The 25,185-nt window shown below is 36.5% G+C and carries 22 protein-coding genes and 1 tRNA gene; 2 read left to right on the forward strand and 21 right to left on the reverse strand.

What is annotated here, in order from left to right; all coding sequences use genetic code 11:
• Positions 1–40: 40 nt before the first annotated feature.
• Positions 41–116: transfer RNA gene (locus BP97_RS0134150), tRNA-Asn, on the reverse strand.
• 18 nt (positions 117–134) lie between these two features.
• Positions 135–608, reverse strand: coding sequence for a SprT family protein (locus BP97_RS0134155; protein ID WP_028553080.1), 474 nt, complete (start codon positions 606–608; stop codon positions 135–137).
• 124 nt (positions 609–732) lie between these two features.
• Here BP97_RS0134155 and BP97_RS0134160 point away from each other — a divergent pair, with 124 nt between their 5' ends.
• Together BP97_RS0134160 and cmpA are read left to right on the forward strand one after the other, a co-directional pair.
• The gene (locus tag BP97_RS0134160) at positions 733–1,092 is read left to right on the forward strand and encodes a hypothetical protein (RefSeq protein WP_028553081.1); all 360 of its coding nucleotides are present in this window, start codon (positions 733–735) and stop codon (positions 1,090–1,092) included.
• 80 nt (positions 1,093–1,172) lie between these two features.
• Positions 1,173–1,313 carry a cortex morphogenetic protein CmpA gene (cmpA, locus tag BP97_RS40540; RefSeq protein WP_156043508.1) on the forward strand — a complete coding sequence of 47 codons (141 nt, stop codon included), beginning with the start codon at positions 1,173–1,175 and terminating at the stop codon, positions 1,311–1,313.
• A 124-nt stretch (positions 1,314–1,437) separates the two neighbouring features.
• Here cmpA and BP97_RS0134165 read toward each other — a convergent pair whose 3' ends face one another.
• The 19 genes from BP97_RS0134165 to gmd all read right to left on the reverse strand — a co-directional run bounded on the left by BP97_RS0134165 (position 1,438) and on the right by gmd (position 25,179).
• A complete protein-coding gene (locus BP97_RS0134165; protein ID WP_036747140.1) occupies positions 1,438–3,660 on the reverse strand; it encodes a Tex family protein in 2,223 nt (740 codons plus the stop codon).
• Positions 3,661–3,814: 154 nt separating this feature from the next.
• Positions 3,815–4,165: a type II toxin-antitoxin system PemK/MazF family toxin gene (locus BP97_RS0134170; RefSeq protein ID WP_028553083.1), complete on the reverse strand. Its 351-nt coding sequence runs from the start codon at positions 4,163–4,165 to the stop codon at positions 3,815–3,817.
• A gap of 3 nt (positions 4,166–4,168) precedes the next feature.
• Complete coding sequence (locus tag BP97_RS0134175; RefSeq protein ID WP_028553084.1) at positions 4,169–4,450, reverse strand: CopG family ribbon-helix-helix protein; 282 nt, start codon at positions 4,448–4,450, stop codon at positions 4,169–4,171.
• 244 nt (positions 4,451–4,694) lie between these two features.
• Positions 4,695–5,882: an alanine racemase gene (gene alr, locus BP97_RS0134180; protein WP_028553085.1), complete on the reverse strand. Its 1,188-nt coding sequence runs from the start codon at positions 5,880–5,882 to the stop codon at positions 4,695–4,697.
• Between the two features lie 326 nt (positions 5,883–6,208).
• The gene (locus BP97_RS0134185) at positions 6,209–7,678 is read right to left on the reverse strand and encodes a LolA family protein (protein ID WP_028553086.1); all 1,470 of its coding nucleotides are present in this window, start codon (positions 7,676–7,678) and stop codon (positions 6,209–6,211) included.
• A 137-nt stretch (positions 7,679–7,815) separates the two neighbouring features.
• The gene (locus tag BP97_RS0134190; protein ID WP_028553087.1) at positions 7,816–10,266 is read right to left on the reverse strand and encodes a sulfatase-like hydrolase/transferase; all 2,451 of its coding nucleotides are present in this window, start codon (positions 10,264–10,266) and stop codon (positions 7,816–7,818) included.
• A gap of 258 nt (positions 10,267–10,524) precedes the next feature.
• The gene (locus tag BP97_RS0134195; RefSeq protein WP_028553088.1) at positions 10,525–11,502 is read right to left on the reverse strand and encodes a hypothetical protein; all 978 of its coding nucleotides are present in this window, start codon (positions 11,500–11,502) and stop codon (positions 10,525–10,527) included.
• Positions 11,503–12,101: 599 nt separating this feature from the next.
• A complete protein-coding gene (locus BP97_RS40040; RefSeq protein ID WP_081824505.1) occupies positions 12,102–12,467 on the reverse strand; it encodes a DMT family transporter in 366 nt (121 codons plus the stop codon).
• Between the two features lie 12 nt (positions 12,468–12,479).
• A complete protein-coding gene (locus BP97_RS0134205) occupies positions 12,480–12,899 on the reverse strand; it encodes a divergent PAP2 family protein (protein WP_028553090.1) in 420 nt (139 codons plus the stop codon).
• A 28-nt stretch (positions 12,900–12,927) separates the two neighbouring features.
• Positions 12,928–14,745: a hypothetical protein gene (locus BP97_RS0134210; RefSeq protein ID WP_028553091.1), complete on the reverse strand. Its 1,818-nt coding sequence runs from the start codon at positions 14,743–14,745 to the stop codon at positions 12,928–12,930.
• A gap of 16 nt (positions 14,746–14,761) precedes the next feature.
• The gene (locus tag BP97_RS0134215) at positions 14,762–15,673 is read right to left on the reverse strand and encodes a decaprenyl-phosphate phosphoribosyltransferase (RefSeq protein ID WP_036747094.1); all 912 of its coding nucleotides are present in this window, start codon (positions 15,671–15,673) and stop codon (positions 14,762–14,764) included.
• A gap of 15 nt (positions 15,674–15,688) precedes the next feature.
• The gene (locus tag BP97_RS0134220; protein WP_028553093.1) at positions 15,689–17,044 is read right to left on the reverse strand and encodes a glycosyltransferase family 4 protein; all 1,356 of its coding nucleotides are present in this window, start codon (positions 17,042–17,044) and stop codon (positions 15,689–15,691) included.
• A 10-nt stretch (positions 17,045–17,054) separates the two neighbouring features.
• Complete coding sequence (locus BP97_RS0134225; protein WP_028553094.1) at positions 17,055–18,101, reverse strand: glycosyltransferase family 4 protein; 1,047 nt, start codon at positions 18,099–18,101, stop codon at positions 17,055–17,057.
• Between the two features lie 4 nt (positions 18,102–18,105).
• Positions 18,106–19,944 carry a glycosyltransferase gene (locus BP97_RS0134230; protein WP_028553095.1) on the reverse strand — a complete coding sequence of 613 codons (1,839 nt, stop codon included), beginning with the start codon at positions 19,942–19,944 and terminating at the stop codon, positions 18,106–18,108.
• Positions 19,919–21,580 (reverse strand): ABC transporter ATP-binding protein, encoded by a 1,662-nt coding sequence (locus tag BP97_RS0134235; RefSeq protein WP_051621224.1) that lies wholly within the window; start codon positions 21,578–21,580, stop codon positions 19,919–19,921. Before BP97_RS0134235 ends, BP97_RS0134230 begins: the two co-directional genes overlap by 26 nt.
• Positions 21,577–22,446, reverse strand: a complete 870-nt coding sequence (locus tag BP97_RS0134240; protein WP_028553097.1) for a hypothetical protein — start codon at positions 22,444–22,446, stop codon at positions 21,577–21,579. Before BP97_RS0134240 ends, BP97_RS0134235 begins: the two co-directional genes overlap by 4 nt.
• 21 nt (positions 22,447–22,467) lie before the next feature.
• Positions 22,468–23,235 carry an ABC transporter permease gene (locus tag BP97_RS38470; RefSeq protein WP_028553098.1) on the reverse strand — a complete coding sequence of 256 codons (768 nt, stop codon included), beginning with the start codon at positions 23,233–23,235 and terminating at the stop codon, positions 22,468–22,470.
• A gap of 25 nt (positions 23,236–23,260) precedes the next feature.
• Positions 23,261–24,205: a GDP-mannose 4,6-dehydratase gene (locus BP97_RS0134250; RefSeq protein WP_028553099.1), complete on the reverse strand. Its 945-nt coding sequence runs from the start codon at positions 24,203–24,205 to the stop codon at positions 23,261–23,263.
• A 2-nt stretch (positions 24,206–24,207) separates the two neighbouring features.
• Complete coding sequence (gmd, locus tag BP97_RS0134255; RefSeq protein WP_028553100.1) at positions 24,208–25,179, reverse strand: GDP-mannose 4,6-dehydratase; 972 nt, start codon at positions 25,177–25,179, stop codon at positions 24,208–24,210.
• Positions 25,180–25,185 lie beyond the last annotated feature (6 nt).

Here is a 25,185-nt window from a genome sequence, read left to right on the forward strand (position 1 = left end):
AGGGTCCCCTTATAGCCACTTGGGTATCTCTCCAAAGCTATGGCTCCCCGAACAGGACTCGAACCTGTGACAACTCGATTAACAGTCGAGTGCTCTACCAACTGAGCTATCAGGGAATAACAATTTTTAATTTATCATGAATTTTGTTTCAAGTCAAGAGTATGCAACTTCAATTTCCCCCTGCAATTTCCACATGCGTATTTGCGCGGGTCCAGCTTTCTTTTGCGCAAATACTCTGTCTTGCAGACCGTGCATACCAGCTTGTAGCGGTAAGGCTCACGACGTTTGACCGTCGGCAAGGATCGGCAGAACCTTGTCCCCCCCACCTGCTTCAGCAGCGTCTTAAAATCTGCATCCCGGTGCTGGTAGCCCCTTTTGAGTAAATGCAAATGATAGTGACACAATTCGTGCTTGATGATTTTCTCTACATCTTCCATTCCGAATTGCTCAAGCTGATGCGTGCTGATCTCAATATCGTGCGTCTTGGTAAAATAGCGCCCTCCCGTCGAGGTCAGCCTACGATTGAATCGCGCCTTATGCAGAAACGGACGCCCAAACGAGTTCAAAGATATTTGCTCCACCCACTGCTGCAACTGCTGGTCATCCACTCTGCTCACCCACGTTTCTTTCATATTCTCACTTGAATTGTAACCGCATCATAGGCTACACTGTCAAGTAGATAGTTAATCAACCGGATATTTTGAACAGCAAGCATGAGAGGAGTCCATATTCATGTCCAAAATGAAATACGCCATCCTGCAGTTGGATACAACAATCGAATTTGTCGAGCTGCCCGCATCCCACATGTATCAATTAACAGCATTAAATCTTCGTCTTCATAAAGAGTTGGAGAAGTTAACTGCATCCAACGTACCTTCTCTTCCTAAGGTTATTGCCGAGTGCGACGGATTAGATATCGTCAATCTTGAATATAAACTGCATCACGGTCTCGAGTACATTAACCAGCTGGAGCAAGCCTTCTCTTCTATTAATGAGCAAGCTTATCCGCTAGTATCCCTGCTGACTGAAATCCGCGCGCTGCAAGCTCAATTGGAACAATGGTACGAGGACGAAGAAGAACTCGCGAATTAGGACCTGCACCCATCTGCCCACCCAGCCATATGCTATAGCATGAAGATGCATATCGGAAGGGCGGGAAGGGGCTGATTCATTTGCCACAATGGCTTTGCAATCAACTAATGAGAGCATTTTATAACAAAAACCGCAGGCAAATCAGGTTGTTGAACGATTGCTGGTTTTTCTACCGAACGCGAAGAAGCGACACGGAGGAATCCTCATCTTCACAACTTTAATAAAACTCATGTTAACCAAAAAATAGAGCACAGTACGGAGAAGTCTCCGGCTATGCTCTATTTTTTGGTATCGCATCTACTTTGATATCACGATAGTGCCTATGTTAGCATCGTCAAGCGCCTCTTACGGCTTTTTCATAGTCAGGCTGACGCGGCCTTTTTTCAAATCAACGCTCAGTACCCATACGGTAACGGTATCGCCTACGGATACCACATCCATCGGGTGCTTTACGAAAGAGTCACTTAATTGAGAAATGTGGACAAGCCCATCATTCTTGATGCCAATATCAACGAATGCTCCAAAGTCAATAACGTTGCGCACTGTGCCTTGAAGCTCCATGCCCGGCGCCAAATCCTCGATTTGTAGCACGTCCGTGCGGAAAATCGGCGCAGGCAGTTCGTCACGCGGATCGCGTCCTGGCCGCTGTAGGCTGTCCAGAATATCGCGCAGCGTCGGCACCCCTACACCAAGCTTAACAGCCAGCTCAGCAGGCTCTACGTGCTGAAGCATGTCCTTGAGCTCCTGAGAGCCTAGCTGGGACAGCTTCAGTTTCAGCTCGCCGAACAGCTTGTCCACTACATCATAAGACTCCGGATGGATCGGCGTATTATCGAGCGGATTTTTCCCTTCGCTGATACGCAGGAATCCAGCGCACTGTTCATACGCCTTGGCTCCTAGGCGAGGAACCTTCTGAAGTTGAGCGCGGCTGATAAATTTACCGTTATCTTCACGGTATTTCACAATATTTTTGGCCAAGGTGCTGTTAATCCCTGATACATAAGAAAGCAAGGAAGGCGAAGCCGTGTTCACATCCACACCGACATGGTTTACGGCGGATTCTACGACAAAGGTCAGGCTCTCATCCAGTCTCTTTTGTGTGACATCGTGCTGGTATTGGCCTACACCTATGGCCTTTGGCTCGATTTTGACCAGCTCGGCCAACGGGTCCTGCAAACGACGCGCAATCGAAATCGCGCTGCGCTCCGCTACGTCGAGATCCGGGAATTCAGTCTGTGCCAGCTTAGAGGCGGAGTACACGCTCGCTCCCGCTTCATTGACTATCAAATATTGCAATCGACGTTCTTTAATCTCGCCGATCAATTCAGCCACGAACTGCTCGGTCTCCCGTGAGGCCGTTCCGTTGCCGATAACAATCAGCTCTACACCATAGGTATCTATCAGCTTGCGGAACTTCGCCTTCGCCTCAGCTACCTTATTATTAGGAGGTGTCGGATAGGTCACAGCGATTTCAAGCATTTTGCCTGTATCATCCACCACAGCGAGCTTACAGCCTGTCCGGTAGGCCGGATCGACGCCAAGCACCACTTTTCCTTTAATCGGAGCTTGCAGCAGCAAGTTGCGCAAGTTCTCCGCGAACACTTCGATCGCTTTCTCTTCTGCTTTCTCCGTCATTTCATTGCGAACCTCGCGTTCGATAGAGGGAGCCAGAAGACGCTTGTATGCATCTTCAATAACTGCAACCAGCGTGTCCTTCACTACCGATGCGCCCTTGACCATCTGGCGGCCAATGTAATCATGGATACGGTCGGTCTGGACCTCCAGCGACACCTTCAGCACATCCTCCCGCTCACCGCGGTTAATTGCCAGTATCCGGTGAGGAGGCAGCTTGCGAACTGGCTCCTGGTAGCTGTAATACATTTCATAGACGGACTCCTGCTCGGCATCCTTCGCCTCGGTCCTTACAATCCCTTGATCATATGTATACTGGCGTATCCAAGCCCGTATCTTGGCATCGTCAGCAATCTGTTCCGCAATGATATCCATTGCGCCCTGAATGGCCTCGTCCGCTGTTTTAACGCCCTTGTCTTCATTAATGTACTTACCCGCTTCCGCACGCAAATCCCCCTGACGCGGTTGAGCCAGCATCCAGGTCGCCAACGGTTCGAGACCTTTCTCCTTAGCTACGCTTGCCCGAGTTTTTCGCTTCTGGCGATATGGACGGTATAAATCTTCCAATTCTTGCAGCTTCACGGATTTTTCAATGGCCAGCTTCAGCTCATCAGTCAGCTTGTCCTGCTCTGCAATAAGCCGAATCACTTCTAACTTTCTTGATTCCAGATTACGCAAATAAGCTAATCTTTCTTCAATGTCCCGCAGCTGGTTTTCATCGAGCTCCCCTGTCATTTCTTTACGATAGCGTGCTATAAAAGGAATCGTGTTGCCTTCATCCAGCAAGCCAACCGTAATTCGCACCTTAGCCGCAGCTAACTGCAGTTCACCTGCAATTTGTTTCAAAATACGCTCTTGAATAGCTGCTTTCATCTCTTCGTTAAGCTCGGTTCCTGCTTTGTTATCCTCTAGCTGAAGCACTTCATCTTTAGACATCGACATCTACTCCTAGTCCTCCTCCGTCTGTTCCCACTACTAAGGGACTGCCTGGTTCCGTGAAAAGGTCCCCCTGCTCTCCATAAAAATAGCTGCGTACAAATTAAAAAACGAGGGATCCCACGCGGTCCCTCGCTTCAATCCCATGAATGCGTTAAAACTCAATCAGTCCCACGCTTACCTGCAATGCATCATCCACTTTACGCATCGTCTCTTCGTCAAGGTGAGTAATTTTATCTGTCAGACGCTGCTTATCAATCGTGCGGATTTGCTCCAGCAAAATGACAGAATCCCTGTCAAAGCCGTGAGATTCCGCATCGATTTCTACGTGTGTAGGCAGCTTAGCCTTTTGAATTTGGGCCGTAATCGCCGCTACAATCACCGTAGGACTGAAGCGATTCCCAATATCATTTTGAATAATGAGCACTGGACGGATACCGCCCTGCTCGGAACCAACGACTGGTGATAGATCTGCGAAAAAAACATCGCCTCGTTTGACAATCAATAGTTACACCCCGCTTACTAAACGGTCAAGAGTGTTATCCGCTTCTTCCTCCGCCTGAAATGCCTCCGAAGCCATGTGTAAGTTGATCTTCGCCATCTCCATATAACCGCGCTGCATAGATTCCCTCAGGTGACGTTTCTTCCGTTCCACCAAATACAGCTTCATCGCCTGACGAATAAATTCGCTGCGATTCGAATTTTCTTTCTCCACAATACCGTCTACTTCCTGCAGCAAATAGTCCGGCAAGCTGATCATAATCCGTTTAGTGTTCTGCGCATTGGACACCAAGCATGCACCCCCAAAAACAATACAAACAATATTACCATTATGGCGAATATACAGCAAAATTATACAAGATGAGTATATGCCAGAGGTATAGCAAATATGTTATACCCCTCCTGTTTACTACACTATAGAGTTCCAAGTCATAAGAATCCACAGAAGTATGTATTATACATATTCGCGGCCAAACCCGAAATTCCTCTACTTTACTAACAATAAAATCATTGGAAAATGTTACCCTATACGGTTACTGGCGGGCGTTCCAGCCTTGACGCATAAGAGGATTGACCGTCGATACTACCGCACCGTCACGAATATAGACGCGGGGCACCCGATGAGATATCATGCAGGTGATCTCGTAATTGACCGTACCAAGCCACTCGGCATGTTCTTCCGCCGTAATTTTCTCTTCCCCTTGAGTACCCAAAATAACGACTTCTTCTCCATTTTGAACATCGGCGAGCCCTGTTACATTCATCATGCACTGGTCCATGCAAATACGGCCTACAACCGGCTTGCGCTCTCCTCTTACCAAAGCTTGCGCTTTGCCGGTCAACATTCTGGAAAATCCGTCCGCATATCCGATCGGAAGAGTAGCAATAGTTTCATCACCCTGGGTACGATAAATCGTCCCATAGCTTATACCTGAGTCTACAGGGAGCGTTTTTACCATTACGATCCCAGTTTTAATGCTCAGCACAGGCTCCAGATTAATAACCTGATGATTCACTTCCTCGGAAGGATATAACCCGTACATACTGATCCCGAGACGTACCATGTTATGGGTTAATTCCGGAGAATCGATCGCTGCCGCACTGTTGCCGGCATGAACATAAGTAAACTCCGTTCCTTTGTCCGTAAAATACTTTACAATCCTGTCAAAACGCCGATACTGCTCCAGCGTATACGTTTTGTCCTCTTCATCAGCACAAGCGTAGTGGGTGAACAGTCCCTCAACATGAAGGCCTGGCATACCAAGTGCCCGCTCAATAAACGATATGGCTTCTGCTTCCGTAGTAAGCCCCAACCGATTCATGCCAGAATCAATCTTAACATGGATTTTAAGCGGCTTTTCTCTAGGCTGCAGTCGTTCGAAAGCATCCAACAGCTCATGGCTGTACATGTTGACCGTAATATCATACTCCCACGCCATTTCCAAGCCTTCCGGAGGCGTATAGCCCAACACCAAAATGGGCGCCGTTATTCCCGCCTGCCGCAATTCCAAGCCTTCATCCAAAAAAGCCACCGCTATATATTCGACACCGCACTTCAGTGCCTCCCGGCTGACCTCTACCGCTCCGTGCCCGTAAGCATCCGCTTTGACCACAGCCATCATCTTCACATGGGCTGGCAGCACATGACGAAACCCTATCAGGTTGTTTCTCAGTGCATCCAAAGAAATCTCCACCCGCGTAGGCCGGTAAAACGAATCCATAAGTCCACCTTCTTCTGCGAAAATCAAGGGAAGCTCCCCATAAGCAGGGAACTTCCCCCTTGTCATTTTCCATGTGTCATTCAATAAACCTATGGTAATCCGATCTACAACAGGTGTCAATGAACAAAATCTTGAACATTCAGATATCAGGGAAACGTTAGTTTTTGGTAATTCCCACCCTGTAAATCACGTTTTTCTGGCTCTTTTGCCTTAAATATTGGAAGAAGTTCAATTATTAAATCCATTCAAGTACTCGAATCATTCTCAATATAGGAATGGCGTGTGGAAGGTTCAGGGTATACCACCACTAATTACTTGTCATAAAGTTACTTGCCCATCTCATCTTGGACGGCTTGAGCTACCTTAATCATCTCCGTTTGGTGAAGATCAGCTGTCGAAAGTCTGAATTCAACGCCTTCATATGTCCATGTCATTGTCTTCTTTTCATCCCCAATGACGACAGCCAACGTGAAGCCCAAGTCCACGATGTTTCCTGGAAGCGAGGTTACCGTCTGGGTCTCAGGGCGGGATTCAACGAGCGTGTAGTTATACTTACCTGCGTAGCGCAGCATAACCGCATCCTCATCGCCCAGCTTGATCATCTTAACGTCTTGCTTCTTCACGCCGCTAGGTACATAGTTCGGCTCGATGACGCCGAAAGACTGTACTTGTTTAGCTGCATCGGCTTTCGCTCCTGCTGCGGTACCGTTAGTTCCTGTTGCAGCTCCATTTGCAGCTGTACCGCTCGTAGGAGTGCCGGAGCCGTTGGCTGGAGTCGTAGTGTTATTGGTAGGGTTAGCTGTGCCTGTACCATTGGTTGCACCTTTGGACGCTGTGCCAGTTGCAGTACCGCTTGCTGCTCCCGACGTCGTTTTGTCAGCTGGAGCTGTGCTGGCTGAATTACCGTTAGTTGTTGTGCCGGCAGCCGTTGTACCCTTCCCTGCATCAGAAGAGGCACCACTAGTCCCTGTAGAGCCCGTAGTGGTTGATCCTGCTTTAGCCCCTGTTGTACCATTTGTGGTGGTGCCATTACTACTCGTGGAAGTACTGCTACCGGCTGACGTTCCGCTGTTAGTACCTGTCGCTTTATCACCGGCCTTGCCGTCAATCGTTCCAGCGTCATGAGTGCCTGGTTGCCCCGATGTTGGCAAGGACATGATGTTCCAGCTTGTCATATTCCGCTGCATATCAAAAGAATCCTTATCGAATTTCTTACCGAATTCAAATTGATTAAAGTCCACAATCATCATTACATTGGCATTGGCATCAGAAACTTCCACATGCTGTGGTGCGTAACTCTTTTTGTCCAGCCAGATCTTTTGCCGCGCTAACGATCCGTTTTGGTAATTAGCCAATACATCGAACACGTATGCATTTTGATCCGTTGTAAAATGACGCTCGTTATCCATCAGAATGCTTTGTACCAGCGACTGATACAAATAAACCTGGCCTTGATTCTCCGGCCAATCGCTTTGGAACCGGAAGCTCTTGTTCAGATGCGGCGTCAGTACAAACACCCCGTCATCGTTACGCAGTACAATCTGAGTAATGTCCTTCTTCGCATTCGTCAAAGAGATCCGATAGTAATGAGGGTTCTGGTACCATACCTCCACTTGATACTCCTGCGGCTCCTGCCCTGTGTGCAGCACCATCCGCCCGCTGCCTTGATAGCTCTGCAGCTTGTTCATTACCGAATCTAAATCCTTCACTACTGATCCCGAATCCTTCTTGCCGCAGCCTGCCAACACCAAGGTCAAGCTCAACACTAAGGCAATCACCCACGTGAATCGCCGCATTCGAATCCCCTCCACCACCATAGTTAATTTTCAACTGATAACATGTCTATGTGGGGACTTGGACAATTATGCAGACAAGGTTGGGGGAGGAAATAAAAACTCCTATAACCGGTTGGTTATAGGAGTTGGTGGGGATACTAATCTAAAGTATCTTCTGCTGCTTTTAATCTTGGTACTAAATCTCCTTGAATAATTAAATCTGACATATCCAATCGCTTGCGTGCTTCATTAGCATTTGCAGAGCAAGAGCTATTAGGTTGCAGTTGATTCGTCTTTAGATCATAGCACTGTCCTTCTGGGATCGAACCACTTGGTGTAAGAAAATAATGTGATTCATCTGCGTAGGAACCATTTCTGAAAACAACTAATCTAGAAGGATCCTTTTCGAATAAATCATTACCCATGAAGAAATGATTTTCAGTAGAAATACCAACTAGATGAAGTAAACTCGGGGTTAAATCCAAATGCCCTGAAGGAATATCACTAGTTGTATTATTCTTGTAGCCTGGTATGTGAATAATTAAGGGTACTTTATCCCACTTTGCTGCATCAATGACATCGGTATCCGTTTTTACAACTGTCGCGATATCCTTTATATCGATTGAACTATCATGATCACCATAAATCGCTAAGATTGTGTTGTCATATAGCCCTTTTTGCTTTAATTGATCAATGAATGCTCCAATAGCCATATCCGTATAATGAACTGTGTTTAAATACCTATCCAGCATATTGTTGTCTTTCTCCTCAAACACCTTATAATTAGCTGGCAATGCATCATAAGGATGATGATTGGAAAGAGTGATCAAAAATGAGAAAAAAGGTTGAGGTAGTGTAGATATCCTCTGAACGGATTGCTCAAGAAAATCTTTATCCGACAGCCCCCATCCAATGTTTTCTCCTGGTGAAAAATCGGAACCGAACATGCTAGAATCTATTCCAAGATGTTGATGCATGGTTTTCCGATTCCAAAACTGTCCATCATATGCATGAGCAGAAAAAGTTGAATATCCATTCTGTTTTAAAGCATTCGGCAAAGAATCGTAGTTTTGTTGAGGATATGAAAAATATACAGAGCCTTCATTCAAAGGATGTAAGGAAACCATTGACGTGAATTCCCCGTCCGAGGTTCTTCCCTGGTTTGTTTGGTCAAAGTAATTATCGTAGTACATACTATCTTTTATTAATTTATTTAGGTTAGGTGTTACTTCTTGCCCATTTATCTTAAGACCGATAACAAACTGTTGAAGGGCCTCAACCTGAAGGACAATAACATTTTTACCTTTGGCAACACCAAAATCAGCATTATTACTATCTTTTGTAGAGTGCGTCTTATACCAATCATTCATAGAATTAATCTGATCTGTAGTCACTTTTGGTTTATTAAAGCTCATGCTAATAAATTTATAGGCATCGAAGATATGGTAATTCATGACACCCACATTCTCAATAATCTTACTATTACTGAACCTTTGTACGAAAATCCCTGGATTTTCTTTGCTGATCAATTGGATATTGAAAAACAATAAGGCTGAACAAATGACAATCAAAATACTGGTAATAGCCTTACTATTTATTAAATTACTTGATACCCTCAATTGTGAGAAATGCATTTTTTGTGGTAACAGTAGCAGTAGTATCCCTATTAGTAAATCTGCAAAAATATATAATTGATTATAATGTAGAAGCTGAAGTATGCTTCCTTTAACGGAAGTTGCTTGCCCCATATACAATAACACAGGAATTGAAAGCACATTATCAAAGTACTCTAAGTAAACCAAGTCACCTAAAATCAATACCGACACTATTAAGTTAATAGCAAGTAAAACGGCCACACGTCGTTTTCGATTTTTCGTTAAGTTAAAGACAATACCAACCAGAAAAGCAAACAAGAATGAGCCTTTTTTCGCTTCTGGTGTTAAAACGAAGTGAGTTAGGTTGGAGAAATAATAAATTTTCAGAAAAATAGCTACAACAAACCATATTAAATCGATTTTTGACCATAGCCACTTTATAAAAGTAAGAATGTAGTTAGAAAACGGAACTATATTCTTTTTAGCCAAAATGTTCAATAATATCGCTATAATAGTTAACAAAATGAAACCAATATATAGGAAGTAATATAAGTTAAAAACAACTTGTTTGGTCGTCAATGCGTTATTAGGATTTTTTTCGGAAAACCAAGTAACATTCTCTTGGACCATATCCCACTGTAATTGATAAAGCCCAGATTTCTCGGGTGTATGGATCTGGGCAACAAATGTAATGTCTTCTCCTGGGGCTATATCTTTTGGCAAATTTGATCTAATACCATCATAATTTATTATATTCCCACTGGCATCTAACCAATGATAAGCTAAATAAATATGGTTTTCATTTTTCCAAATTGTATTACCTGTATTTTTCAAATGCACTTTAACTTCTCTAATACTATCTTTAAATGAAAACCATACTCTTCCTCCTGTTATTTCAGCACCATATACTGTTTGTGGTGAATCCTGCTTTGGGGCTTCTACTGCAAATGAAGGAACTAGATGGATAAAAGAAACAAATAGCAAAGTTATCAAAAAACCTATAAATTTATTCACATTTAATATTCCTCCTGAAATTTAACTTTGATTTTATAACTAGTTGTTCTAATACTATCAAATATTAGGCAACTAGTAACAGCCTTAATATTAGCCAATGTTTCTAAATGTTGCTGGCAATTAGTATATTACTACAAATATATTAAGTTTTTTTTACAAAAATGAAATCAAGAATAATTTTATTACCATACAATAACTATATTTTCTACCAGAATAAATAAATAACCGCAACTATAGCTGCGGCATATTAATTATTTTCTAGTTTATAGAAAATTGCGAAATAGCAATTGATAATTTTATATTGTCTAGACTATCTTTTATAATATCTTTTGGAATAATCGATTTTTCATCAGAAACAAAAACAACTCTATTGCTTCCTTTGGATGGAATGGTGAATGTTACTAACTTTGGACTTGTATCTATAATTCCTTCATACAGTTTAACATCGTTAACGAATATTTTACAGTTACTCGGAGAATAAAACCTAGATAATTTAACACTAACAACTGCATTATCACTTTTCGTGTATAGCGACATTTCAGCTCTTTCTGGCACCCATCTATAATTTAAATTGTCATGCTGCTCTAAGCCTTCCCATCCAATTAGGAATGAAGCCTCTGTTTCTTGACGGAATATATCCTCATTTGCAGCAAATCTTTTTACAAATCTTAGGTCAGATACACTGAACTTTAAACTTCCATTTTGATACTTAAGTTTCTCACTAACCGGGTCTCTAAGAAGGGTTTTACTTATTCCCACATCATTTGATATTGAAATAGGCAGCTTATCGGTAAAACGAATTTCTCCCCCTAAAGCACGTTCAGCAAAGATTTCTTCAGGGGGGTTATACAATGCAGGTGCTAATGATATCACAAATTTTGCCAATGGAGTAAAAGTTACATGATTATCTTCTTTGTATAGTGAAACACAGGTGAATGTGACGAGACCTGTTATAATCGAAAACAACAATGAAATTATAATAAAAGTCCATTTTCTCACATTACTAACAAAGCTTATAGTGCCTACAACTAATAATGGAATAAACCATACAGAATAACGATTAATGTACATCATTCCACTATTCCAATTTACTTGTGGAGAACATATTAAAGCGAAAATAAAAAGAAGAATGGTGCTCCAAATAGTTAATTTATCTTTTTTAAAGATCGCCCAAATGATTATAAATAACAGAACTGGAACATATGTAATTAAACCAAAATTCAAATCATAAAACAAACTAGCGATCTTGCTTAATGAGATTCCTTATAAGTTGCCGAATCTTTTCCAATCAAACTTGGCGTGTGGTAGCAAACCTAGAAAAAGCAAACAGTAAGAAAATACCTCTGGGCTCGACCAAGGCAGGTATAACAAAATTGGATTCAACAAATGAACTAGAACGAGCCAAACCTTTGATCTCTCAATAATGTTAGTTTTATAAACAATCCACCAAAATACAAGCAAATACAAAAGAAAGTTAACTAACTGGAATTGAATAAAAGGATGTAAACGGAGCATTTTAACAAAATAAATAAGGTATTGTGCATAAAGCAGAATACCCCAAAAATCCCAGAAATACACTTTTTCATTCAAAGCTTTATTAGCCCACTAAAAGCGAGATGAACATCATGTTTCTTCCACAATTCCTGCAGCTAAGCATGATCTTCCGAAGTGAATTGTGATAAGATAGTGATTTGCAAATGAGATAGTCATTCCCATATATTCACTTGCGTCACATTACAATTTAGGCTAGATATTTATTTCTTGTCATCATGCTTACTCCGCTCGATTATTTTAGCTCTATAAAAATGAATTTTTTTGATTTCCAGCTCTAACTTTTAACCTCTGGACAATATTATTACTCCTAAACAAATAACGCAAATACCAGAAATTTTATAGACTGACAAGCTTTCTCCTAAATAATAGTATCCAATAATGGCAGCTATAATATAACCCAAACTTAGAAATGGATAAGCATAACTTACTTGAACTCTAGAAAGAACAATTAACCAAACAAGCAGGCTTATTACATAGCTTCCTATTCCACTCCATATATATATATTCTTTATAATAGAGGGAAGCAAACCTATTATTGTTTGAATATCAAAACTTAACTTCCCGACTAAAACCATTCCTTTTTTCAACAACAACTGTGCGATTGCGTTTAAAACGACTCCTATTAATATCAATATAAAGTTAATCAAAATTTCACAACCTTACAGTAATTTATTAAGCGAAAATAATAATAACCCTGTAACTATCCCTAAAACTATTCCACCAATAACTTCGTGCTTCTTGTGCCCCATACTTTCTCTTAAGCCGCTTTCATCCATTTTATTAATGACTACCATTCTGTTTATTATTTTCGCATGTTTTCCAACATTACGTCTTAATCCAGTAGCATCAATAATAATTATTAAGGCAGTGGCTATACCAAGCCCAAAAATTGGAGAGTTCAACCCTTCTTTTAAACCTACTAAAGTAACAGAAGTAACAATTATAGTTGTATGGGTACTTGGAAATCCTCCATTTCCAATCTTCCCAAATGCATTTTTTCCAAATCTGATATAATTTATTAAGAACTTTAAAGAACCTGATACTAGCCAACCCATGAAAGGAGCTATAAAATATATCAAAATTTCACCTTCCTTATTAATTCCCTAACTATAAATCAACAAGTATTGATGAAACAAAGAAACTTAACTCTCTAGTGTCATTATTATTAAGTTCTTTAATTTCATGTGGAATTATACTTTGAGTAGTAGATGCAATCTTCAGTGTATTAAGCCCTGATTTTACATCTCCTTCAAAAACTATCTTTTGAGGATCCCTACCTATTTTCCCACTAAAAACAACTTGTTCATTTAAAGAAATTATACACTCTCTTTCTTTATAGAAACTTCCAATCACAATCTCAAATCTACTAGTTTTTTGTTTATTAGTATTAAAGATAAGATTTGATACTTTATTAGTCCATCTAAAATTATTAGTTTGACTTTTTTCAACACCATACCAACCGGATTGGAATGTTGCCGTTGTTTGATTAGCAAAAATATCTTGATTTGGTGCAAAGGTTGACAAATTAAAAATAGCATTTGATTTAGTTAACTTATAATTACCGTTAAGATAACCTTGTATCCCATAATTATTTTGTTGATATTCCTTCCTCATCCCAGACCAACTCCAGACTGCTACACTGGATGGCAACTGATCTTTGGAAACTTCTCTGCCTAAAGCTCTTTCAATGAACACCTCGTAAGGAGGGTTATATAATGATGGAACAGTTGTAAAAGCAATTTTTGCCAATGGACTAAATTTTACATAGTTCGCCCCATCATATTTAGTAATACAATATATTAACACAAAACCAGAAGAGAATATAAAAAGAGTGGACATAATTACCATATTCTTAATCTTGAAATTCCCAAAATAATTCATTGTAGAAATAAGGATGATAGGAATCATCCAAACACTATATCGATTAATATACATCATTCCACTATTCCAGTTAGCTTGAGTAGCACAGATAGTGGATAACATTAAGAGGATTATTGCCCAAAAAATAGCTTCTTTATTTAATCTAAATAGCAGCCAGATAAATCCAATTAAGATGACAGGAATGAACAAAATCATACCAAAATTTAAATCAAAGAATATGCTTAGTATTTTATTAATTGTAATTAAACTACTAGAAGCATACCCACTAGAGGCTATTATATTAAATTGTCTGTAGTTAATAAAATAAAACAAATATGGGATTAGTACTATACAAGAACATAGGCTCATAATAATAAATTTTTTATCAAGTCTCTTTGATGAATAAATATGAAAAAGAATAATACAAGCAACAATTATAGATATAGCAGGATTTTGTAATGATGCCAAGGATATTAGTACAATGGAATTTATTAATCTTTTTTCATATAATTCAATTATTCCTATAAACAAAAAAACATAACTGAAAACTTCAGGATGACTCCAAGGTAAATATAACCAAATAGGACTCAAAATACTTGCTAAAACAAGCCAAATTTTCTTTTTTATCGAAAATGAATTTTTGTTTAATATCCACCAAAACATGATGATTATGAATATCGAATTTGTTACTTGAAATACTTTAAATGTATTCATATGAAAAATTTTCAATAAAAAAAATACTGGTGTACATAACAAAGAATAAAACCAAAAATGATAAGAATAATAATCACCAGATAAATCTTTAAAATATCCAGAATAGTCAATACTTTTTATAATATTTGTATCAATATTATACTGAAGCGCTGTTGAATGAATTATTTCGATATCTTCTTTCTTTAAATCGGGAGTAAAATGGTTAACAAAAGACAAAGTCATTCCAAAATACTCCCAACCATCACCATATCTATTAGGTTTATGATAAAGAGATAGTAGTATCAACAAAATGGAAAATATTATTAAGAGTTTTGAAAGTACCTTGTGAATTTTTTTTTCGGTCAATTCCATTAAAGATAGTCCTCACTTACTCAAAATAGTATAAAATAATGGCAACGGTTAAGGCATATAAAACTACTGTTATTTGTAATGGCTTGTCCTGTAATAATACTTTCTCCGGGCTCCCCCCCTTGTCTTGCATATAAATTAGATATAAATATCGAAATATTCCATATAATACATAAGGAATGGTCCACATTAACTGAATGGTTCTTCCAGAGGTAAAAGTAAATAAAGAGTAGCTAATAATTGTTGCAGTTGTAACAATACTATTTAATTGATTAATTAATTCAGGAGAGTAATGCTCTAAAACTTTACGATGAGATCCCCTAGAGTCCTGAAGTAAAATCAATTCATGTCTTCGTTTGCTCAGTGCTAAAAATAATGCTAAAAGCAATGTACAAATGAGAAACCATGGAGTAAAATGGACCTCTATAACAAGTCCACCGCCTATTGCTCGTAACACAAAACCTGCAGCAATAATCATTACGTCAAGGATTACCACATTTTTTAATTTTAAAGAGTATGCAACATTAATAATAAAATAAAAACTTAAAAGTATTGAAAAAAGAGCATTGAGGTAAAAGCCAATTACTAATGAAATAGCTAATAAAAAAACTCCAAAAATCAAAGCCAGATATGGATTTAACGCCCCTGAAGCCATAGGTCTAAATTTTTTTTCAGGATGATTTTTATCCGCTTCTCGATCAACAAAATCATTAATTATATACACACACCCTGATACAAGACAAAATAAGATGAAGCCAACAAGAGACTTCAGACTCATGCTCAATGAAATATCCTTAAATGAGAAGAGAAGAGCCGCAAAAACAAGCAAGTTTTTAGTCCACTGCTTCGGTCTTAGTTGCTTTAATAGCAATAAAGGTAGCGCGTTATCTAACTTATCCTTTGTATCCTTTGCTAAAACAGGAGAACTCAAATTAATCACCCTTTTTTATACTTTAAATAAATCGAATATTGAATCAATGAACTTTTTAATATTTTTATCAAGTATGTCATTCATTACAAACTTCACAGAATTTTGATAACTTATCATTACATTTTTCAATGGTAGGTATATATTACTTTCTTCTCCTTTTTGTATTTTGTTGATAAAATCGGAATAATCTTGAGCACATTTTAAAATAGTATGCTTATTAAATGTGTAATCAATAATTGCATGACTAACTTTGTTAAATTCATCGTCGTTTAATAAAAGCTTTAAAAATTTTATTATATCGTCTTTTTCTTTCTTCTCATAAGAAACTTTATAAACAATACCTTCAGGAAATTCACTGAAAGAACCAATATCAGTAGTAATAACCGGCTTTCCATGCCCCATTATTCTAAGCAAGCTTGCTGAGTTTTCTCCTTGGGTAGGATATCTCAAGTTAAAACATATATCAGAGGCTGCAATATAGTTATCAAAGTCTTGAAGATCTACAAAACCAGTAATTATTACTTCATTAGATAGATTTAATTTTCTTATCTTATCCCCTAATGGATAATTTTCAGCTACTTGTCCTACAATATAAAACTTAAAATCCCCTAATATTTTTTCTTTTTTTAGTTCATACAGTGCATCTAATATTTTATCCACACGTTTGGTATGATTAATAAATCCTAACGTGCTTAAGATTAAGCTTTGTTGATCTATGCTTAGATGTTCCCTTGCTTCATACTTAGCTTTATTAATATTATTAGCATCCGCAATGTAAGGTGCCGGGATTGGCGCAACAGCAATAGGTACATAGCTTGCAATTTCATGTAAATGCTTTTGTGCAAAATGTGAGTGAACAATAACTCCTGCCGCGCTATCGAGTACTCTTAAATTCAATGGAAATTGTAAAGAGTTCGTTTCCCATATTGGCGGAATCTCACCCTTTTTGAACTTTTCGACTTCTAGTAATCCTTCATTTCCATGACTATAGAACATTTCATCTTCATATGATTTTAAATTTCCATTTTCCAAAGTCTTTGCTGCATAAAAATGATGTAAAGAAAAATCATGTAGAACCACTATACCAGGAAATTGAAGCATGATTTCATAAATCTCTTTATGTGCATGAAAGTTGTTACCCATATGATATATTATGGATTTATACTGATTCCCAGCATATAAATTAGCAAACTCATCATGAGTTTTTATACAAAAATTCTTTTTTATTATTTCATTTTCAATTTCAAAACCTCTAGGGACGTAGACATCTATATCAAAATAAACCTTTAATTGTGGCAGTAAATCTTCACTATAATCCGATATTCCTGAACGTATAGGATTAAGTGGTGAAAAATAAGCTATTTTATCCATTCTCTTATTCCTATCTTATAGTTTCAGTTAGCCGATCTATAACATAATCCCATGAAATATCTTTAACTAAATTGTGCCCTATTTCTCCAAAAGAGATAGCCTTATTCTTATTATGATATAAGTAATTAATTGTCTCTGATATTTGTTCGTGCTGAGATAAAATAAAGCCATTCTCATTATCTTGGACAAACTCTAAAACTCCACCTGAATCTTCGAATGAGATAATGGGCTTCTTAGATAAAAATGCTTCTAATGTCACATACCCATAATCCTCATCATAAGGAGCGTAATAAACACCTAAGCAATTGGCAAGATAGTGAAGCAGCTCTGCATCATCAATAAATCCCACCAACTTGATTCTGTGTTCTAACCCTAATTTATGAATTAATTTTTCTAGATTCTCTTTCTCTGGACCAGATCCTGCTATAATGCATTTTACATTATTATCCGTATATTTAATAGCATTTATTAATAGATCTATTCTCTTTAACTTATCCAATCTTCCAACTGATAAAATATAATCACCATAGGTTTCCGTAAAATACTTCCCATAATGTTTTGGAGGATGATACAGTACTTCTGCACCAATATTATTATACTTCTTTAGTCGATTAGCATTATTATTTGAAGTTGTAAATAGTTTTTTACTTTCATTCAAACTATTATTATCAAATCTTTTGACTAACTCTCTTGTAGATAGACTTTCTGGAGTATGGTCAAATTCACTATATTGTGTTCCAAATAAATCATAAACTTGCCTAAATTGATGCATTAACCAAATAACCTTATTATGATGCTGTACACCATAAGATGGAAACTTCATTGGAATCACCAAATCAATTTTCTCACCATTACTTTCAGATAAATCGATCAACCGCCAATTCAACATACTTTGAACTAATTGTTCATTGGGATACCATTTATATGGTAAAGTAACGATATCTGCATGATAATTTCTTTTCAGTAATTCATTCTTTAACGATTCCGCATGCAGTTCACCACCACCATAAAAGAATGGAACTTGTGCATGACAAATAGCAACTTTTTTCTTTTTCATGAATTCAGCCTCTCTTTTTCCGAAAACATACCAATGTAGCCAATGGAACATTTTGACTTCTAATTACCTCTTTTGGTAGTAATAGCTCTCCATAAGGTATTGAATCAATGATCTCAAAATTATTTTCAGACAACTCATCTTCAATCTCAAATTCGTACCAAAACACATCATACACATTAAAATTGCCCCAACTATCGTGCTCTCTTAATTGAGTTTCAGCAATTTTGTTTGGGAATTCACATAAAATAATTCCATCGTCTTTGATAAGATTATATAGTTTCTGATAAATAACTTTCCTGTCTAGATAGTCATAGTGTCTTATAAACCTAAAAATCGTAATTACATGAAACTGCTCCATTGATTCAAAATCGTAAAAGTTATCTTTTATATAAGTAACTTTACTAGTGGAATCAAGTTTCTTTGCTGAAACTGAAATCATAAACCCAGAATTTTCAAGAGCAGCAACACTTCCGTATTTAGTTAATTCTCTTAAAATTCTTCCATCACCAGATGCGATGTCCAGTAATTTAAGCCGATGTTGTTTTGAGCTATATTTTTCAATCAAATGATTTATAGCGGATCTCTCCAACAAATCGAAAGTTCGCATTGGATACTCTCTAAATCGATGTTCATCGTAAAGTGTCGCAATACGTTCATCGTTGTAATAATTAGCTATTTCACTTTGGCTCATAACCAAGTATTTCCCACTATCCATTAACTGATTTTGCCAAATTTTAAGGGTAGGCGCTGGAACTTGATCTTTCAGTAAGTCATAAATTTTTATATAGTCATGGGATTCTTCATTATTTAAATAAAACATCTTTTGACCTAAACTATCAACTTGTTTTTTATAAACATCATAATCATGGGCTAATAAATTTACTTTACAAATCAAATCTTCAATATTTGTCTCTGAGATTACCCCAAAACTAAATTTTTCAATAATATCACATATCCCCACTACATTTGTTACGATAACTGGTATTCCTAGAGCAATTGCTTCAATAATAGAAAGTGGGCTGGAGTGATTATTGTGCAATGATGTATAAGGAGCAATTACAGTATCTACATCTTTATAAAAATCGTACATGTCTATATAGCCGTTTAACACTTCAATATTTAAAATCTTTCGCCGACTGATTTCATCATTTAATCTATCTACAACATTGCCGCGCCAAGCTATTTTAAATTGATAATTATCCAACTTACTTGCTAATTCAAGTAACAATGAGATGCCTCTATCTTCCCATGATCTTTCAGACATAGGAGATGAAGCAAAACCAATTGTAAATTTATTGTTTTTTTCTTTCTTAAGATGATTTGGGTTCATATTCGTTTTTGTCAAAATTTGAGTAGAGCGAATTCCAAGCTTTGATAATAACTCTGTAACTACTGAGGATTTAGTTATTACATGGAGATTGCCGACATCAATTGCATGTCTAAGATGGATCAAATAGCCTTGCTCATATCTTGGCAGCGGGTTCATTCCGGTAATGGTATACAAGGTCAAATAAGAATGATCCTGATAATTAGATTCAAAAATATGGTAGCCTTCTAGGCTATCACTAAATACATGAATAATATCAGGTGAATATTTCGTTAGAAGTAGATCAAATTTATAACTCCAGCAAGTGATATTTAATTCATCATCAAAAAATTCTTCGTTATCCTTTAAGTTATTTTCCAAAGATATGAATTCAAATTGAAATGAATCCACTTTTTGATTGAAATTTCTATAGTAAGTTATTGCTTCTTTTTTTATTGCTTCTATATCAGTATCTTTCTTATAATTGAAGCAAAAAAAATATACCTTCGGCCTATTGTTCGTCACGTGTGTCGACATAACCTTTGATCTCAGCTCCTGTGTTTAGATTAACTAGCCCTAAACAGGACATTGCAGAAATGACTCGAAAGAAAGTAACATCCACAAGTCTGTCTACAGTTATGCTTTCTCCATTTGATTGATCTGTTATACCAAGGCTTAAAAAGTATGTTCCTTCATTTAAATGCATTGGGAAGTTAAATGTATATTTCAATAGATCTCCAGATTTAACCGGATCAATTTTACATCCAAGTATTTTACTATTAGAACCAAACACTTCCACACCATTAATTGTTTTGAATAGTATACCCAAAACCGGTTCTTCAATGTACTGTTCCGTTTTTGCTTCAACTTCAATAAGGATGTTTTCTCCTGACTTAAATACAGAACTATTCTCATTATTTTCATCAAGCAGCTTAAAGGAAGTAATACGGGCATTTCCATTACCGTAACGAATATCTTCTTTTTCTTTTTTTTCATTCACATTTAATTGGTCAAGGTTTGCAGTTAGTGACATTTTCTGATAAAAATTAGCAACTTCATTGGATGAACCTTCGAATATAAGGTTTCCATCATATATTAATGCTACCCTCGTACACAAGGCTCTTACGGCATTTAAATCATGACTTACAAATATAATTGTCTTCCCTTTTGCTTTAAATTCTTCAAACTTTTTATAACATTTCCTTTGGAATACTTCATCACCAACAGCCAATGCCTCATCAATTATTAATACATCTGGATCAACATTGATCGCTAAAGAAAAAGCTAACCTAACAAACATACCACTTGAATAGCTTTTTACTGGTTTGTCAAAGAAATCTCCAATACCAGCAAATTCTTTTATTAATTCAATTCTTTTTATCATCTCGTTTCTTGAAATACCATGTAAGTGGCTGTTTAATATTACATTTTCCTTCCCAGATAATTCAGGATGAAAACCAGCACCTAATTCTAAAAGTGCAGCAATTCTTCCGTTTACAAAGAATTGTCCATCGGTTTGCTGTTTTGTTTGTGCTAATATGCTTAACAAGGTGCTTTTACCAGATCCATTAAAACCTATAACACCGTATGTTTCCCCTTTTAAGACTTTTAAATTAATATCTTTCAATGCCCAGAAGTCTCTATGATTTTTTTTCAACTTAAATGGAAAAAGATCAAGAAATTTATGGAACGAACTTGAATATAATTTATAACGCTTTGATAAATTGATACATTCTATTGCTACTTCATTATTACTTTTGTGGCCTTTTTTTTGTTTATTTAAATTCTTATTTAATTTGAGATTCGTTATCAATACTTCTGATCCATAATCTTCAAACCAAGAAATACCTTCGTGTACAAGATCCCAGGTTATATCAAGGTTTTCTTTTTCTTTTACATCAAATGAACTTACTACAAAATTTGCTCGAACTACTATGGTCTCACCAGGAGAAACATTATACGGTAGTTTAGTCCTAACCCCTTCACTTAATACATTGTTACCATTTTTAATTCTATAGCAAACAGCAATAGGATTTTTTTTATCATAAGCATTCCACACACAGGTACCATTGTTAATTATAGAAAGCAAGACACTACCCATGTTATCTAATGAAGCTTCTAACTGTACACCCACATTAAGAACTTCTATTTTTGCATTATAATTATTGCTCATTGTAGATTCCTACTTTTATTTAAAGTTTCAAAAACTGATAGCATTCTACCTTCAAGTTCCAGATTATTCGGATCAAACTTCAATGCCGATAGGAGAAGTTGGTAACTTAAATCATATTCATTTTTTTGAAAATGAAAGTCACTTAACTCAATTAAAATATTTTTAGAGGCTTCTTTTACTGATTCCTCTTTTATTTTATAAAATTGATTTTTGGATCCTTCAATTTGAGAAATATTTGTAACTTGTTCATTTAATTTTTCCACATCTAATTTTTGTAATTCAATTTGATTTGTGAGAGCATGAATTTGTTGTTCTAATTTTTCAATGTCAAGCCGTTGAGATTCGATTTGATTCATCATGGTACTAATTTTGGTATCAGTGTCCATGTTTATATCGTCTTTCAACTTGTTAAAATTTTGCTCTAAATTATTATTTGATGCAGCTACTTCGGATAAATAACCATCTCTCATAGATTCCTGAGTCTTGATATCATTTACAATTTCATCAATTGATGTAGATAATAATTCTTCAATTTGTTTAATTTGCTCAGCTTGGTTATCTTTAAGTAATTGTTGAAGATATCTTACATTTTCAATCATCAGCTGATTAAAAATAATTTGTTTATTTAAAATGGGTCTAATAAGTTTCCTAACAACCTTTTTGAATGTAATAATGATCTTTCCTAAAAACTTTCTATGTGAAAAATAGTGAACCTCGGAGATATTATGAAGTTCAATTAGTTTTTCAATATTTGAAAAATAAGCATCATGAATTTGTTGTTCTGCTACAATGTTTTTATCAATATTTCTTTCAATATTTTCTTTCAATCTTTTTTTAAGTTGATCTGTATTAAAATTCAACTGCATTAAATTCACCGACCTTTTTTATTAAATCAAATCAGATACATCCTTAACAAGTTTTTTATAAATTAAGGTCCCTAAAATTAATGCTACCAATGTAGAAATGATCACTGTTGAAAAATCCGCAAACGGAAGAGGCTTATTGAAGACTATATTTTGGAACATACCTATGAAATAATATAAAGGATTCCATTCAATCAAATTATGATATTCTGTGGGAATAATGTCTTTAACATAAACAATTGGTGTAAACCAAAACCAAAGAGGCAAAACAATAGAGAATATATGGGATAAATCCCTAAAGTGGATAGTTGTTACACATAATGCTAACCCAATACCAAATGCAAATAATTGAAGAAGTAGTAATAGTGGAAATATCAGCAAATACGAAAATGTCACAGTATGTCCAATTAAGATTAAAACGATAAATAACAGAACATAATTTATAAATAGTTCAATTAATGATGAACAAATTATCGCTAATAATAAAATTACTTTAGGGAAATATACTTTTTTTACAATATTAGAATTTTCGATAAATACATTTTGAAGTCGTGTCAATGAATTATTGAAAATGGTCCAAGCCAATATACCAGAACTAAGATATATACTGTAATCAAAACTCCCAGTCATCTGAGGTAGTTTAGCCATCATCAATTTTGAAAAAATTAAAGTATATATTAAAATGTAACATATGGGCATCAAAATATTCCATAATATCCCTAAATGAGAACTCGCATACTTACTTTTAAAATCTTTTAATGTTAAATCCCTCAATAATCCAGCGTATTTCATTAGCATAGATCCACCAAATTCCTTATTATTTGAAAGAATTCCTTAAAAAATTCATTGTATCTGATAATGTTGTATCAATTGATCTTTCCATTTGCCATTGAATATCTTGAAAAATCTTACTATTATCTCCATAGTATAGAGGAATGTCATTTGGTCTATATAGTTTCTCATCCACTTCGTATTTAACATCTACAGTAGATAAAGTAATCAGTTTCTCCAATATGGTTATTATACCCACTGGAACTCCTGAACAAACATTATAGACCTCCCCTGTTTTCCCCTTTTTTGCAGCCAATAAATAAGCTCTAACTATATCACGGACATCAGTGAAATCTCTTTTGGATGTTAAATTACCAACTTTTAGAATGGGATTTTTAAGACCTTTTTCAATTTGGATTATTTGATATGAAAAGTCAGGAACGACAAAACCTGGTCTTTGACCAGGCCCGATATGATTAAAAGGCCGCATATGGATGATGTCTAAACCATACTTATCCACATATTGCTTAATCAATTTTGAAATAGTTGCTTTGGATTCACCGTAAGGGTTTTGTGGATATAATTCATAATCTTCTTTTATTGGCATATCCCAATCTCGATTAAACCCATACTCTTCAGACGAACCAATATTAATAATCCGAACAGGAATGTTTAATTCAACAATAGAATCCAATAAATTAATTGTTTTTATGACATTGGTATAGTATGTTTCCTCAGGATGTTTCCACGAATCAGGAACATTACTTTGAGCCATTAAATGAAAAATAAAATTTGGTTTAATAATATTAAGTGCTTTCTTTATTTCATCTTTATTATCAAAAGAGACTTGAAGTTGATAGTCAGAGTAGTCATTGCTTTCTTGTATGGAATTTCTTGAAGTACCGTAAACTGTATGACCATTATGCATTAATAGTCTTCCAAGATGTTTACCTACAAAGCCATTGATTCCAGTAATTAAAGAAACATTCATAGCTACACCTTTAGCTTTGAAATTCTATTTAAATCACTCTCAACCATCATTGTAACTAACTGCTCAAAACCTACTTCCAATTCCCAACCTAATTTATTCTTAGCTTTTGTACAGTCTCCTAATAGAAGATCTACTTCTGCTGGACGAACGAATTTCGGATCTATCACAACATAATCTTGCCACCGCAAACCTACATGTCCAAAAGCAATTTCAACCAGTTCATGGACAGTATGCATTTCACCAGTTGATATTACATAATCATCGGGTTTCTCTTGTTGAAGCATTAAATACATTGCTTTTACATAATCCCCCGCGAATCCCCAGTCTCTCTTTGCATCCAAATTACCCATTCTCAATTCTTTTTGCATACCAAGCTTTATCCGAGCAACCGCATCAGTGACCTTACGTGTAACAAACTCAACTCCGCGGCGAGGGGATTCATGGTTAAACAAAATACCTGAGCAAGCAAACATATTAAAGCTTTCGCGATAGTTGACCGTAATCCAGTGACCGTAAACTTTAGCTACACCATATGGACTTCTGGGATAAAAAGGCGTTGTCTCTTTCTGAGGAGTTTCCACTACTTTACCAAACATTTCACTACTTGATGCTTGATAAAACTTAGCTTCAGGCTTTGTTAATCTAACAGCTTCCAACATATTTGTAACACCTATCCCGGTAACCTGGCCAGTTAAAACAGGCTGTTCCCACGAAGTTCCAACAAATGATTGTGCTGCAAGGTTATATACTTCATCAGGGTTAGACAAGCGAACGGCTTGTATTAAGGATCCCAAATCAAGCAAATCTCCTTCAATAAACTCAATTTCGTTCTTAATATGTTCGATGTTATCCATAATAGGTACACTAGTCCTTCTACGAAGACCAAATACCCTGTAGCCTTTTGAAAGTAATAATTCAGCTAAATACGAACCGTCTTGTCCAGTAATACCTGTAATTAATGCAGTTTTAGTCATTTTCTA

This window comes from Paenibacillus sp. UNC451MF, from assembly GCF_000686845.1.
Lineage (GTDB): Bacteria > Bacillota > Bacilli > Paenibacillales > NBRC-103111 > Paenibacillus_S.

What these genes read in the sequence shown, in the direction of transcription:
- BP97_RS0134220 (WP_028553093.1), bottom strand. Translation starts at nt 17,044, where the DNA reads ATGGATAAAATAGCTTATTTTTCACCACTTAATCCTATACGTTCAGGA.
- BP97_RS0134240 (WP_028553097.1), bottom strand. Translation starts at nt 22,446, where the DNA reads ATGCAGTTGAATTTTAATACAGATCAACTTAAAAAAAGATTGAAAGAA.
- BP97_RS38470 (WP_028553098.1), bottom strand. Translation starts at nt 23,235, where the DNA reads ATGAAATACGCTGGATTATTGAGGGATTTAACATTAAAAGATTTTAAA.
- BP97_RS0134235 (WP_051621224.1), bottom strand. Translation starts at nt 21,580, where the DNA reads ATGAGCAATAATTATAATGCAAAAATAGAAGTTCTTAATGTGGGTGTA.
- BP97_RS0134185 (WP_028553086.1), bottom strand. Translation starts at nt 7,678, where the DNA reads ATGCGGCGATTCACGTGGGTGATTGCCTTAGTGTTGAGCTTGACCTTG.
- BP97_RS0134225 (WP_028553094.1), bottom strand. Translation starts at nt 18,101, where the DNA reads ATGAAAAAGAAAAAAGTTGCTATTTGTCATGCACAAGTTCCATTCTTT.
- BP97_RS0134230 (WP_028553095.1), bottom strand. Translation starts at nt 19,944, where the DNA reads ATGTCGACACACGTGACGAACAATAGGCCGAAGGTATATTTTTTTTGC.
- BP97_RS0134160 (WP_028553081.1), top strand. Translation starts at nt 733, where the DNA reads ATGTCCAAAATGAAATACGCCATCCTGCAGTTGGATACAACAATCGAA.
- BP97_RS0134210 (WP_028553091.1), bottom strand. Translation starts at nt 14,745, where the DNA reads ATGGAATTGACCGAAAAAAAAATTCACAAGGTACTTTCAAAACTCTTA.
- BP97_RS0134250 (WP_028553099.1), bottom strand. Translation starts at nt 24,205, where the DNA reads ATGAATGTTTCTTTAATTACTGGAATCAATGGCTTTGTAGGTAAACAT.
- alr (WP_028553085.1), bottom strand. Translation starts at nt 5,882, where the DNA reads ATGGATTCGTTTTACCGGCCTACGCGGGTGGAGATTTCTTTGGATGCA.
- gmd (WP_028553100.1), bottom strand. Translation starts at nt 25,179, where the DNA reads ATGACTAAAACTGCATTAATTACAGGTATTACTGGACAAGACGGTTCG.
- BP97_RS0134165 (WP_036747140.1), bottom strand. Translation starts at nt 3,660, where the DNA reads ATGTCTAAAGATGAAGTGCTTCAGCTAGAGGATAACAAAGCAGGAACC.